We start from the raw sequence: 11,726 nt of genomic DNA, 5'->3' as shown, positions 1-11,726 counted from the left end.
CGCCGCGAGCCATGTCAGCCCGCGCGGCCCTCAGCCAGCCTCGCCACCGCCGGATTGCCCGATCTTCCCTTCCCGCCCGCTCAACAGATCGCGGATATTGCGGTGGTGCCGCACGATCAGCAGCACCGACAACAGCAAGGTGGCATAGAGATAATCGCGCTCGGGCATCAGCCAGGCGGTCAGCACCGGCGCCAGCAATGCCGCGACCAGGGCGGCCAGCGACGAAATCTTGAATCCTTTGGCGATGACGAGCCAGACAACCAGTGTGATCAAGCCCACCCGCCAGTCCAGCGCGAGCAGGATACCGCCCGCGGTTGCCACGCCTTTTCCGCCCTGGAACCGGAAGTACACCGGCCAGAGGTGCCCCAGGAACACCGCCACCGCCACCAGCGCGATATCGCGCACCGTCAGGCCCAGTGACGATGCCAGCGCCAGCGCGATGAAAACAGCCAGCCAGCCCTTGACCGCATCGCCCACCAGGGTGAGCAGCGCGGCCTTCTTGTTGCCGGAACGCAGGACATTGGTCGCCCCCGGGTTGCCGGAACCATAGGAGCGCGGATCGTCCAGCCCCATCAGGCGGGAGACGATCACGGCAAAGGAAAGAGAACCGAGCAGATATGCCGCGAGTACGGCAATTAACGATGTCATCGTGAAATCCACTACAATCGAGCGCTCGGCATTGTAAGTCATTCGGCGAGCATGGCGTCAAACCCCGCTCCGCCCGTCGGCGAATCCATGGACATTATCTTTTTGCACGGCGTGCGTGCGCGCACGTTGATCGGCTGTTACGACTGGGAGCGCGTCGCCCCCCAGGCCGTCGAACTCGACCTGGATATCGGTCTGCCCTCCTCGCGGGCCTGCCAGACCGACGACCTGACCGATACCATCGACTACGCCAGCGTTGTAAACCGCATCCACCTTGAACTTGAAGCGCGGCACTTCCTGCTGCTCGAGGCCCTGGCGGCCCATCTCGCCCAGGTTCTGATCACGGATTTCGCTGCGCCCTGGGTACGCGTATCCGTCACCAAGCCCGGTATCCTGAAAGATGTCGGCCGCGCTGGCGTCACGGTGGAACGCGGCCAACGCGCCTGAGGCCGGTCTTTTTGGGCCGCAGCGCGGCTATCGGCTTTCAGCTATCTTTATGGTTGAGCATACAAATCTGGCTGAAGACTCGATCTTGCCCAACTCTTTTTTGTCCCAGACGTCATACACCTCGCCCGGTTACATGGAACGCTTACGCGCTCGCCCCCTCTTCATCGTCGTCGCGGCGTTGATGCACAGCACCGCCTTTGGCGCGCCGCATGCCTCCGCCCCCGTGGAGGCTGGCAGCAGCCTGCCGTGGGCGTGGCTGATCCTGCTCGGAGCGCTGACCCTGGGGGGCCTGTTTTACCTGCGCCGTAGCGAGCGACCGGTCGTGGACCCTTACCCCGAGACCCGCCCCATGCCGGGGTGGCAGGGGGATGTCGACACGGAAAAGCAGCGCTTTTATCACGTGGGCAAGGACATCGACACCGCCATCGCCAGATCCGGACGGCTCCCGGACGGTACCGACACCGGCGCCTTCCTGCGCCACGCCAAATCGACCTTCCTCTATGTGCGTGCGCAGAGCGATCCGGCCAAACTGGAACTGCTGCGCAAGTACATGACGCCGGAGCTGTTCGAAGACCTGACGCGTGCCGACCTGGCCCGGGGCGAGCAGGCCGATTTTCCCGAATTGCACATCGAACTGGTGGCGACCCACAACGATGCGCCCCATCTGCAAGCCCAGGTGCGCTTCTACGGTAAAGTGCTGGCCGCCAACAAGACCGCCCCATTTCAGGAAACCTGGCGCTTCATCAAGGAACACGGCGGGAACAAGCGCTGGTTGCTCTGGTCGATGAGCGAACGCGACTGACGATTTGTGCCCGGTCGCGATGATGGCCATGCCCGAATCATCGGGTATTGGCGTATTCGGCATGTTTCGCGCCTATCGCGATTCTCCTACAATCGGCTAACCCAACACGTGCCCATGCCAGCTACGATGCCCCGTCTCGCTCCGCTCCTGCTGTGTCTCATCATTCCGCTTGCTGGCTGCGATCAACTGATGAGCGCCCTCAACAAACAGACCGAAAACGGCAAGGCCATCGGCGCGGCGTGCCGCCACAGTGGACGAGCACTGGAAGACTGCTACCGGCGCAACCCGCGGGTGGCGAAAGCGGATATCTTCGATGGCTGGAAGGAAATGAACGAATACATGCAGCAGAAAAAGCTGGATATCGTGCCCCCTCCGCCCGATCCCGTCGTGCAACCCCGGGAAGAACCGAGCGACAAAGAAGCTTCCAAGGCCGCAACAAACACCCCGACCAAATAAGCCACTGATACCTAGAAAAGCTACCGGAGCAACCAACATGGACCCCACCGTCCGCATCTTTCTCAGCCAGATCGCCATCTTCGAAGGCTTTTCCGACGGCGACCTCGAAGTCGTGATGCAGGCCGCCGTAAAGCGGCACCTGCCCAAGGGCAGCTTCCTGTTCCGGGAGGGCGACCCGGCGGAAGCGATGTACCTGCAGATGGAAGGCCGCACCCGTTCATTTACCAGCGATAACCAGGGCAAGGAATTCGTCTTCCAGATCGGCGAGCCTGGCGATGTCTACGGCGAAATCTCGATGATCGACGACGAGCCGCGTAGCTGGTCGGTGCAGGTGGAAGACGACTCCACCTTCATCATGTTCAGCAAGCAGGATTTCCGCACCGCGCTGGAAACCTATCCACAACTGAAGGACAAACTCATCCTCAACCTGTCGCGCATCGTCCGGCGCCTCTCGTTGACGATGAAAAACCTGGCGCTGCTGGATGTCTACGGCCGCGTCCGGGCCCTGTTCGAAGAAATGGCGCAGGATTACGAAGATCACTGGATGATCCAGGAACCACTGACCCAGCAGGCCATCGCCGACCGCGTGGGTTCCTCCCGCGAAATGATCGCGCGCATCCTGAAGGAACTGGTCTTCGGCGGCTACGTCAAGCTGGAAAACAAGCGCATCATCATCCTGCAGAAACTGCCCGAGCGCTTCTGACCCCCAGCCATTCCCGAAACGAGCCGGCGTATGCCGGCTTTTTCGCATTCGAGCCCGGCAAATCGCGTGCGGTATACTTCGCGTTTTGCCGATGCAATCCGATATGTCCGAGCTGGAACTCGCGCTCGCCCGCCTCAAGGCCGGCGAACTGGTCGCCATTCCCACCGAAACCGTTTACGGCCTGGCAGCGGATGCGGCCAACCTGGATGCCGTCGCCAGGATCTTCGCGCTGAAGGGACGCCCAGCCGATCACCCCGTGATCGTGCATATCGCAAGCAGCCAGCAACTGAACGACTGGGCGCTGGGCATCCCCGCCGACGCCTGGAAACTGGCAGACGCCTTCTGGCCCGGTCCCCTCACCCTGATCCTGCGACGCCAGCCCCATGTACTGGACGCCATCACCGGCGGGCAGGATACAGTGGGCCTGCGCGCGCCCTCCCATCCCCTCACCCATGAACTCCTGAAGCGCTTCGGCGGCGGACTGGCCGCCCCATCGGCCAACCGCTTCGGGCATGTCAGCCCCACCCGTGCGCAACACGTTCGCGACGAATTCGGCGCAGACTGCCCCCTGGTACTGGACGGCGGGCCCTGCGAAGTGGGCGTGGAATCGACCATCGTCAGCCTGATCCATGAACAGCCCACACTGCTGCGCCCCGGCGGCATCACGCGCGAAGCGATCGAAGCGCTGCTTGGAAAATCGCTCACTCACCATACCGATAGCGGCACAGCGAAGATCAGAACATCTGGCTTACTGGACTCGCACTACTCGCCGCGCACCCATCTGGTGACCGGCGAATACGCGCACCTCCAGCCCGCCATCACACAGGCAAGGGCAAATGGCGAAAAACTGGCCATTCTCAGCTTCGGTCCATGGGCGGGTGATGCGGCAACGAGTGCAATCCACGAAATGCCCGACAATCCGTCAGAATATGCCCGTCTTATATATGACAAACTTCGTCAGATAGATAGACAAGGCTACACCATCATTTTCCTGCAACTCCCCCCTGCCACACCCGGCTGGCTGGCAGTGAACGACCGCCTGCGCCGCGCCGCCCATACCAGAATTTAGCCACCGCTTGTCCAGACAAACGCCGCCGGCTGTCAGCTTAAACCGCAGGTCGGGCAAACTGCGCGAGGGTCAGGTTGATGGTTGTAAAGGAAAACCCTTAAGATGAAAGGAAAATGCTAACGGCGATCCTAAGGGGGCAAGATGCGGCCAAATTCGAGCAAACACATTGCAGGTTTCACGTTAATTGAACTGATGATCGTGGTAGTAATCATTGGCATTCTGGCGGCAATAGCTGTGCCCAATTACCAAGAATACGTGCGAAAGAGTCGCCGATCAGAAGCAAAAACTGTATTGCTTCGTGTTCAAGCACAACAGGAACGCTGGAGAATAAGTCATACGGGATATGGCTCACTGAGCGACATTGGCCTTTCTTCATCAAGCGCAGGTAATTACTATACCTTAAGCCTGACGTTAAAAAATAGCGCAGGAGCTACCGTGAGCGGAAACGGGGCCACATATCGAGTTGTTGCGACAGCAACTGGAGCACAAACGGGGGATTCCGACTGTTCGACCATCGCACTGACCGAGCAAGGGCCTGAAGCCAACACAGACGCAAAAAAGAAGTGCTGGGGTCTGTAATGAAACATGTAATCGGATTTACTCTGATAGAGAGCTTGGTCGTCATTGCGATGATTGGCGTCATTGCGGCCATCGCAATGCCTAATCTCACGCGCGCACTCGACAATGCGCGAATCAAGGGCGCCGCCCAGCAAATTGTCGCGGCCTTGTACTTTGCAAAAACAGAGTCAATACGACAAAACAAGCCAGTGCATGTCCAGTTTGGCAACAGTTGCATTGGCGTAAAATCAGGCAACGCCATATGTGACTGTACAATTGAAGATTCAAGCAATAGCAGCTATTGCAGCGCCCGCCGCCTCGACCTCTCCATCCTGGGAATTAAGAAAGGAAGCCTCTCCCCCAGTGTTTCCTCAATTATTATTTCCCCCAACCGTGGCATCATTAGCACATCAAGTGCTACTGATACTTTGCCTGCTACTGTGGATGCAACTTCCAGCAATGGAACGACCATATCGATCTCCATAAACATGCTTGGTAAATTTTCAATGTGCACTAATGCGGCCCAGCCACTACCGGGAGTGATGGCATGCTAGCCTCTTATCGAAAATCCCAAACAGGCATGACCATTATTGAATTGCTGATCAGTGCAACAATTGCCTTGGTCATTTTGAGTGCTGCATTTTCACTTTATATAAACAGCTTGAATACCGCCAAAGATGTGACTTTACTGACAAGACTCAACAACGAAGTCTCTGCCGCCATGAATTTAATTTCACGGGACTTAAAGCGTGCGGGCTATTGTGCAAATAGCACCCTGAATGAATGCAGGGCAATGCCGTTATTGGATTCTACCAGCCCCCCGATAAACTCTCCGACTAGCGCTGATACTTCACTTAGAGCAACTCTTCCAACGGTAAATGCTTTCATTGTGGAATATGACATTTCTGGAAGAGCCGCATATCCATTTTCTCCATTGACCGACTTTACCAATGGTTGTGCCTTATATGCTTACGACACGCCACCTGAAGGCGGCGCCAATATTGGAACTCCTGGAAAGCTGGATTCAGCAACATCTATTGCAGGGGGCGCCATATTGGATGAACGACACGGCTTCTGGCTGGATGGCGATGTCATCAAAGTCTTTACTGGCAGCACTTCAGCAGCCACAGTTGCAAGCCATAGTTGTGCCGCGAGTTCTGCTTGGCAAGCCATTACGGATAGAAATGCAGTGACAGTTACAGCGCTAAACTTCACATATAGCCCCGCGTCTCTCTCTACAAGCACTTCTGGCGGTGTTACGTATAACGATTTTTCACCAGCCAGCGTAACCATAACGATAACCGCCTGCTCAACTCAACAAAAATATTCTTCGCAAACTGGAGCTAATCGCTGTGGCCCCCTTGATCAACGCTTTTCGCAAACGTTGACAGAAACCGTGTACCTGCCAAATTTCCCGGAGCGGTTGTCATGAATAGAGGCCTATTTAAAGCCGGGCTAAAGAAGCAAAACGGCATTCTCGTACTGGCAACAGCAATTTTCTTGCTAGTAGTAATCTCCTTGACCGCTTTGCTTTCAAGCCGAAGTGCTCACTTTGAGCAGCTTGCTACAAGAAATGAGCTGCATAACAGCCTGGCACGGCAAGCAGCCCAAAATGGTTTGGGGGAAATGATAGGCCGCTTGGTATCTAAACAAAGCAGCGTCAGCAGCTATTCCACGGCCATTCTTGAAAACCATGACGCGGGAAATAACTGGGGATACAAAGTATCCATTCAAAATTTAGGAAGCAGCATGTATAAATTGGTCAGTTATGGCTGTGCCGATGGCTGCCCTTCCAAATCTTATTATTCTGGAAATGTGGATACTTGGGAAAACATTGCAGTAGCCACACAAGTAATTCTTATCAAAGAAATTTTGATTCGCGATGGCGCGCTGATTTGTGGAAATTCCTGCACAACAATAAAGGGCTCTGTCCAGGTAAATGGGAGTACTGTCCCTCCTTTTAACAAGCCCGCCGTCGTGTCAGGGGGCGACACTGTATCCGCATCATCGATCGCCATTAACGGCACTGAAACTATTAATGATACTGCCTTGAAAGCAGCTTCTGCCAGCCCTGATACTTTTACCAATTATTTTTTTGGGAAAGATGCTAACACCTTAAAATCCGAAGCAACTCGTTCTACTGGGGGTTGTGTTTCCGGAACACAGTGCAATTCGGGGATTATTTATGCAAACAGTTCCTTGAATGGAACTTATGGGACTGCGGCAAATCCAGTTTTAGTTATCGTGGACGCTGCATCACCGCAATCCAGTGTCGCAACAGTATGGGGAATCGTCTTGGTGGTGGGAAACACAACCTCCTTGAGTGTATTTGGGACAATGACTGTCAATGGGCAAGTACTCAACCAATCCGGAAAATTTGACGCAACTGGTTCGTTTGTTTTCACATGGAACCCGGACGTAGTCAAGACGTTGCAAAATCAAATATTTCCTCCGAAATATGAATTAGTCAATTCCAGCTGGATTGATTCGGGGGTTTAGTATGGGTGGTTCTATCATGCACTCTAGTCAAAAAGGGTTTTCTTTAATAGAGGCGTTAATTGCCGTAGTCATTCTCAGCAGCGGCCTGTTAGTGGTGGGCAGATTTCAAGCGGCAAAACTTGAAGATACGGCATTGAGCAAACAACGGCTCGAGGCAATTAAGATATTGAATACACGTCTGGAATCGATTCGTAGTAGGTGGCTAATCCGCCGTGCCAGAGTAGATAATGGTTCGATGACCTGCGCTTCGGGATTTAGCGCGAAAAGCTGTTTCGCAAATTATTTAAGTGGCAGCTTGCCAACCTTGCCTTCTTCCGATGGGGCATACACCCTTTCCAACCCAGTCGTGGTAAATGGGGCGACAGCTTCCGCCTCCGGGAGTTTTCCTATTCCTATCTACAAAGATGTGACGGTTAATGCGGCATGGACGTATAAAGGAAAAAACTATACGCAGGCAGTGACAATGCGATTAGGGTACCCTGCGATGAATGGAAATCTGTAGTACAGTATTTTCTTGAAAGAAAAATGAAATGCGGTCCTCCGAAGGAAAGCATTCCCGTCTTGGTTAGAAGTAGCTATCATTCGCCCCTTCGCGGGACGTTCGAGGCCGGCTGGAGGCGGGGTTTCTTTCTGAAACCCTGTCCGGACCGCGGCGCAAAGCGCCCTCTTCCCAGCGCCTCAAGCCGGTCGGATTGAACCTATACGCTTCCGCCGTGCCCCAAGCGCAGCTCGTGCATTGCTTTTAAAGGACACTGGCATGCGTTTTCACTTCCCCCTCGTCATCATCGACGAAGACTTCCGCTCCGAGAACACCAGCGGCTCCGGTATCCGCGAGCTGGCGGCCGCCATTCAGGCCGAGGGGATGGAGGTCGTGGGTTATACCAGCTATGGCGATCTCACTTCGTTCGCCCAGCAGCAAAGCCGCGCGGCGGGTTTCATTCTGTCGATCGACGATGAGGAATTCGGCGAGGGCAGCCCGGAGGAGACGCAATCGGCGCTGGCCCATCTGCGCACGTTCGTCGCGGAAATCCGGCGGCGCAATGTGGACATCCCGCTGTATATCTATGGCGAAACCCGCACCGCCCGGCATATCCCCAACGATGTGCTGCGTGAACTGCATGGATTCATCCATATGCACGAAGACACGCCGGAATTCGTGGCGCGTCACATCATCCGCGAGGCCAAAAGCTATCTGGACAGCCTGGCACCACCCTTCTTCCGCGCGCTCACCCATTACGCGCAGGATGGCTCGTATTCATGGCATTGCCCGGGGCACTCCGGCGGCGTGGCTTTTTTGAAAAGCCCTGTCGGGCAGATGTTCCATCAGTTCTTTGGCGAGAACATGTTGCGCGCCGATGTCTGCAATGCAGTGGATGAACTGGGGCAACTGCTCGACCATACCGGCCCCGTGGCCGCGTCGGAGCGCAATGCGGCGCGCATCTTCAATGCCGATCACCTGTTCTTCGTCACCAACGGCACCTCCACCTCGAACAAGATCGTCTGGCATTCCACCGTGGCGCCCGGCGATATCGTGGTGGTGGACCGCAACTGCCACAAGTCGATCCTGCACGCCATCATGATGACCGGCGCCGTGCCGGTGTTCCTGATGCCCACCCGTAATCACTACGGCATCATCGGGCCGATTCCGCGCTCGGAGTTCGAACCCGAAACGATCCGTCAGAAAATGCTGGCGAACCCGTTCTGCCGCGAAAAGCTGGAAAAAGATCCCGATACCAAGCCGCGTGTGCTGACGATCACCCAATCCACCTACGACGGCATCATGTACAACGTCGAGGAGATCAAGGGCCTGCTCGACGGCAAGATCGAAACCCTGCATTTCGACGAGGCATGGCTGCCGCACGCGGCGTTCCACGATTTTTATGGGGATTACCACGCTATTGGCGAGGGCCGACCGCGCTGCCAGACTTCGATGGTGTTCTCCACCCAGTCCACGCACAAGTTGCTGGCGGGCATTTCCCAGGCTTCGCAAATCCTGGTGCAGGATGCGGAACACAACCGGCTGGACCGCGATATCTTCAACGAAGCCTACCTGATGCATACCTCCACCAGCCCGCAGTACGCCATCATCGCTTCGTGCGACGTGGCGGCGGCGATGATGGAAGCGCCGGCGGGCACCGCCCTGGTCGAAGAATCGCTCACCGAAGCGCTGGATTTCCGCCGTGCCATGCGCAAGGTGGACGAGGAATACGGCGACGACTGGTGGTTCAAGGTATGGGGGCCGGATGATCTTACCGACGAAGGCCTGGATCACCGCGATGCCTGGATGCTGAAGTCCGGCGAAAACTGGCACGGCTTTGGCGACGTGGCCGAAGGCTTCAACCTGCTCGACCCGATCAAGGCCACGGTGCTTACGCCGGGGCTGAACGTCGATGGCGATTTTGCCGAGACCGGCATTCCGGCGGGCATCGTGAGCAAGTATCTGGCCGAACACGGCGTCGTGATCGAAAAAACCGGCCTGTATTCATTCTTCATCATGTTCACCATCGGCATTACCAAGGGCCGCTGGAACACGTTGCTGACCGCTTTGCAGCAGTTCAAGGACGACTACGATAAGAACGCGCCGCTGTGGCGCATCCTGCCGGAATTCGTGGCGCAGTTTCCGCAGTACGAACGCATCGGCCTGAAGGATCTGTGCCAACAGATCCATGGCATCTACAAAGCGCGTGACGTGGCGCGGTTGACTACCGAGATGTACCTGTCCGACATGACGCCGGCCATGAAGCCCGCCAAAGCGTTTTCAAAGATGGCGCATCGCGAGATCGATCGGGTGCCGATCGATGAGCTGGAAGGCCGGATCACCGCCGTGATGTTCACGCCCTATCCGCCCGGGATTCCGTTGCTGATCCCGGGGGAGGTCTTCAACGCCACCATCGTCGATTACCTGCGGTTCGTGCGCGAATTCAATGCCCGCTTCCCGGGATTCGAAACCTATATCCACGGCCTCGTTGCGGAAAAGGTGAATGGCGAATTCCGCTACTTTGTCGATTGCGTGCGCCCCGAGCCCTGATCGGCGAGGATCGACAAAAAAGGCCAGCATCTGCTGGCCTTTTTTGTTGCTGCACCCATCAACTTCCCTGTCCATGCATTTTCTGGATAGCGGATGCATCGTAGGCTTCGGGCTCGAATTCCGGATACTTCTTGCTTTGCAGTTTCCGGACTTCCGCCATGTCGAAATACGGCGCCACCAGCTTTTCCATCGCGTAATCCAGGCGTTTCCAGTCCTGCGGGCAGGATTCGGCACGCCCCTTGGGCAAAAAGCCTTTCTCCACCAGGAAACCATAGCGCTTGGTACTGCTGCCATAGGCATCGCACAGCATGTTGAAATAACGTTGCTGATGCAGTGGGTGCGCATCGGCAAAGGAGCCGAACTCCAAGTCGGAGGTACTGGTGAAGTCGGTATGGTTCTTCATGAAAAAGAACTTGGCCCCTTGCAGTACCCAGTGCACTTCGGGGTCCTTGGATTTCAGCAGCATGTACAGCGCAAATGCATCCGCCGCGTCTTCCGGATTGCCAATGACCGGCACCTTGAAAATATCGTAAACCGCATGCCCCACTTCATGCAGGATCAGGAAGCGCACCCCGCCAATCGCCACCTTGCGCCGATATTCCGGCGTGCGCTTGGCCATTTCGGTCTCGGATTTATCGTGGAAATCCTTGAACAGCTCATAGCAGACCACGATCTCGGCCTTTCCCGGCCAGTAGTAGGCGTTGGAAACGCCGCACTCCTTGGTTTCAATGGTCAGCCCTGCGGGCCAGTTGATCAGCTTGAGCACCGGCTCGAGCTTGGCTCCAGCGTTTTCCTGCTTCAACCATTCATAGTATTTCTGCAATTCCGGATTCTTGGGCGGCGTGTAGAGGTATTTGAATTCCTTTCTCACTGGCGCCGCGTTTTGCGCGGCACTCTTGGCAAGCGGCGCTTCCTCTTTGCAGCCAGCAAGGCCCAGCACCCCCATCAGCAGCAGCACGACAGAACGGCGCATGCGATTCCCCCGAAAATGAAGACGAAAAAAAGGACAGAATTGAATTCTGTCCTTTTTTATAAGCGGCGACCTGCACCGTGGCAAGCCGCGCCTGCCGGCGATTACTGGGCCGGCTTGGTAGCCTTTTCCGGCTCGGCGCCGTCACCAGCTTGCGGCTTGGTGGCGGTTTCGGCTTCAGCGCCGTCACCAGCTTGCGGCTTGGTGGCATTTTCGCCTTCAGCGCCGTCACCAGCTTGCGGCTTGGTGGCGTTCTCGCCTTCGGCACCGTCACCAGCTTGCGGCTGGGTGGCGTTTTCGCCTTCGGCGCCGTCACCAGCTTGCGGCTGAGTAGCCAGTTCGCCTTGGGCGCCGTCGGCGGCTTGAGGCTCTTGCTTGCTGCAAGCAGCAATCGACAAAGCAAACACACCGGCGAGCAGGGCTGTGAGGATCTTGGACATTTACTGGTACCTCTTTATAAGGGTGACAAGAAATTGCTTATGAAGCGTAGAGGCATTATTAGCACAATCCAAGCGGGGGAAAAGCCAGTGTATAAAAAACCACACAACG

General features: G+C 56.2%; 14 protein-coding genes. 11 read left to right on the top strand and 3 right to left on the bottom strand.

From position 1 onward, the window contains the following. Positions 1 to 30 precede the first annotated feature (30 nt). Positions 31 to 648, bottom strand: a complete 618-nt coding sequence (plsY, locus tag FAZ21_RS15265; RefSeq protein WP_136774308.1) for a glycerol-3-phosphate 1-O-acyltransferase PlsY — start codon at positions 646 to 648, stop codon at positions 31 to 33. A gap of 87 nt (positions 649 to 735) precedes the next feature. On the opposite strand from plsY, the gene FAZ21_RS15260 reads away from it, so the two are divergent. From FAZ21_RS15260 to FAZ21_RS15210, 11 genes are all read left to right on the top strand, one after another. Beyond that, complete coding sequence (locus tag FAZ21_RS15260) at positions 736 to 1,092, top strand: dihydroneopterin aldolase (RefSeq protein WP_136774307.1); 357 nt, start codon at positions 736 to 738, stop codon at positions 1,090 to 1,092. A 133-nt stretch (positions 1,093 to 1,225) separates the two neighbouring features. Then, positions 1,226 to 1,894, top strand: a complete 669-nt coding sequence (locus tag FAZ21_RS15255; protein WP_136774306.1) for a Tim44 domain-containing protein — start codon at positions 1,226 to 1,228, stop codon at positions 1,892 to 1,894. 189 nt (positions 1,895 to 2,083) lie between these two features. Continuing rightward, a complete protein-coding gene (locus FAZ21_RS15250) occupies positions 2,084 to 2,350 on the top strand; it encodes a hypothetical protein (protein WP_211243484.1) in 267 nt (88 codons plus the stop codon). A gap of 37 nt (positions 2,351 to 2,387) precedes the next feature. Continuing rightward, positions 2,388 to 3,053, top strand: a complete 666-nt coding sequence (locus tag FAZ21_RS15245; protein WP_136774304.1) for a Crp/Fnr family transcriptional regulator — start codon at positions 2,388 to 2,390, stop codon at positions 3,051 to 3,053. Positions 3,054 to 3,156: 103 nt separating this feature from the next. Then, on the top strand, positions 3,157 to 4,122 hold the full coding sequence (locus FAZ21_RS15240) for an L-threonylcarbamoyladenylate synthase (RefSeq protein WP_211243483.1): 966 nt from the start codon (positions 3,157 to 3,159) through the stop codon (positions 4,120 to 4,122). Positions 4,123 to 4,263: 141 nt separating this feature from the next. Beyond that, the gene (locus FAZ21_RS15235; RefSeq protein ID WP_136774302.1) at positions 4,264 to 4,701 is read left to right on the top strand and encodes a type IV pilin protein; all 438 of its coding nucleotides are present in this window, start codon (positions 4,264 to 4,266) and stop codon (positions 4,699 to 4,701) included. Beyond that, complete coding sequence (locus FAZ21_RS15230) at positions 4,701 to 5,234, top strand: pilus assembly FimT family protein (protein ID WP_136774301.1); 534 nt, start codon at positions 4,701 to 4,703, stop codon at positions 5,232 to 5,234. The genes FAZ21_RS15235 and FAZ21_RS15230 overlap by 1 nt, the downstream gene beginning before the upstream one ends. Further along, positions 5,228 to 6,112 (top strand): PilW family protein, encoded by an 885-nt coding sequence (locus FAZ21_RS15225; RefSeq protein WP_136774300.1) that lies wholly within the window; start codon positions 5,228 to 5,230, stop codon positions 6,110 to 6,112. The genes FAZ21_RS15230 and FAZ21_RS15225 overlap by 7 nt, the downstream gene beginning before the upstream one ends. Continuing rightward, entirely contained in the window at positions 6,109 to 7,179 is a 1,071-nt protein-coding gene (locus FAZ21_RS15220) for a pilus assembly PilX family protein (RefSeq protein ID WP_136774299.1), read from the top strand. The genes FAZ21_RS15225 and FAZ21_RS15220 overlap by 4 nt, the downstream gene beginning before the upstream one ends. A gap of 16 nt (positions 7,180 to 7,195) precedes the next feature. Further along, a complete protein-coding gene (locus FAZ21_RS15215; RefSeq protein ID WP_211243482.1) occupies positions 7,196 to 7,681 on the top strand; it encodes a type IV pilus modification PilV family protein in 486 nt (161 codons plus the stop codon). 255 nt (positions 7,682 to 7,936) lie between these two features. Further along, complete coding sequence (locus FAZ21_RS15210) at positions 7,937 to 10,207, top strand: arginine/lysine/ornithine decarboxylase (protein ID WP_136774298.1); 2,271 nt, start codon at positions 7,937 to 7,939, stop codon at positions 10,205 to 10,207. A gap of 58 nt (positions 10,208 to 10,265) precedes the next feature. On the opposite strand, the gene FAZ21_RS15205 is transcribed toward FAZ21_RS15210, so the two are convergent. Both FAZ21_RS15205 and FAZ21_RS15200 read right to left on the bottom strand, forming a co-directional pair. Then, positions 10,266 to 11,180: a DUF4344 domain-containing metallopeptidase gene (locus FAZ21_RS15205; protein WP_136774297.1), complete on the bottom strand. Its 915-nt coding sequence runs from the start codon at positions 11,178 to 11,180 to the stop codon at positions 10,266 to 10,268. 101 nt (positions 11,181 to 11,281) lie between these two features. Beyond that, the gene (locus FAZ21_RS15200) at positions 11,282 to 11,617 is read right to left on the bottom strand and encodes a hypothetical protein (protein ID WP_136774296.1); all 336 of its coding nucleotides are present in this window, start codon (positions 11,615 to 11,617) and stop codon (positions 11,282 to 11,284) included. Positions 11,618 to 11,726 lie beyond the last annotated feature (109 nt).

Source organism: Chitiniphilus eburneus (genome assembly GCF_005048205.1).
GTDB lineage: Bacteria > Pseudomonadota > Gammaproteobacteria > Burkholderiales > Chitinibacteraceae > Chitiniphilus > Chitiniphilus eburneus.
This window is presented reverse-complemented; position numbering and strand designations above follow the sequence as displayed.

Coding starts and splice junctions, on each gene's coding strand:
- FAZ21_RS15200 (WP_136774296.1), bottom strand. CDS start 11,617: ATGTCCAAGATCCTCACAGCCCTGCTCGCCGGTGTGTTTGCTTTGTCG.
- FAZ21_RS15235 (WP_136774302.1), top strand. CDS start 4,264: ATGCGGCCAAATTCGAGCAAACACATTGCAGGTTTCACGTTAATTGAA.
- FAZ21_RS15225 (WP_136774300.1), top strand. CDS start 5,228: ATGCTAGCCTCTTATCGAAAATCCCAAACAGGCATGACCATTATTGAA.
- FAZ21_RS15240 (WP_211243483.1), top strand. CDS start 3,157: ATGTCCGAGCTGGAACTCGCGCTCGCCCGCCTCAAGGCCGGCGAACTG.
- FAZ21_RS15245 (WP_136774304.1), top strand. CDS start 2,388: ATGGACCCCACCGTCCGCATCTTTCTCAGCCAGATCGCCATCTTCGAA.
- FAZ21_RS15205 (WP_136774297.1), bottom strand. CDS start 11,180: ATGCGCCGTTCTGTCGTGCTGCTGCTGATGGGGGTGCTGGGCCTTGCT.
- plsY (WP_136774308.1), bottom strand. CDS start 648: ATGACATCGTTAATTGCCGTACTCGCGGCATATCTGCTCGGTTCTCTT.
- FAZ21_RS15215 (WP_211243482.1), top strand. CDS start 7,196: ATGCACTCTAGTCAAAAAGGGTTTTCTTTAATAGAGGCGTTAATTGCC.
- FAZ21_RS15260 (WP_136774307.1), top strand. CDS start 736: ATGGACATTATCTTTTTGCACGGCGTGCGTGCGCGCACGTTGATCGGC.
- FAZ21_RS15255 (WP_136774306.1), top strand. CDS start 1,226: ATGGAACGCTTACGCGCTCGCCCCCTCTTCATCGTCGTCGCGGCGTTG.
- FAZ21_RS15230 (WP_136774301.1), top strand. CDS start 4,701: ATGAAACATGTAATCGGATTTACTCTGATAGAGAGCTTGGTCGTCATT.
- FAZ21_RS15250 (WP_211243484.1), top strand. CDS start 2,084: ATGAGCGCCCTCAACAAACAGACCGAAAACGGCAAGGCCATCGGCGCG.
- FAZ21_RS15220 (WP_136774299.1), top strand. CDS start 6,109: ATGAATAGAGGCCTATTTAAAGCCGGGCTAAAGAAGCAAAACGGCATT.
- FAZ21_RS15210 (WP_136774298.1), top strand. CDS start 7,937: ATGCGTTTTCACTTCCCCCTCGTCATCATCGACGAAGACTTCCGCTCC.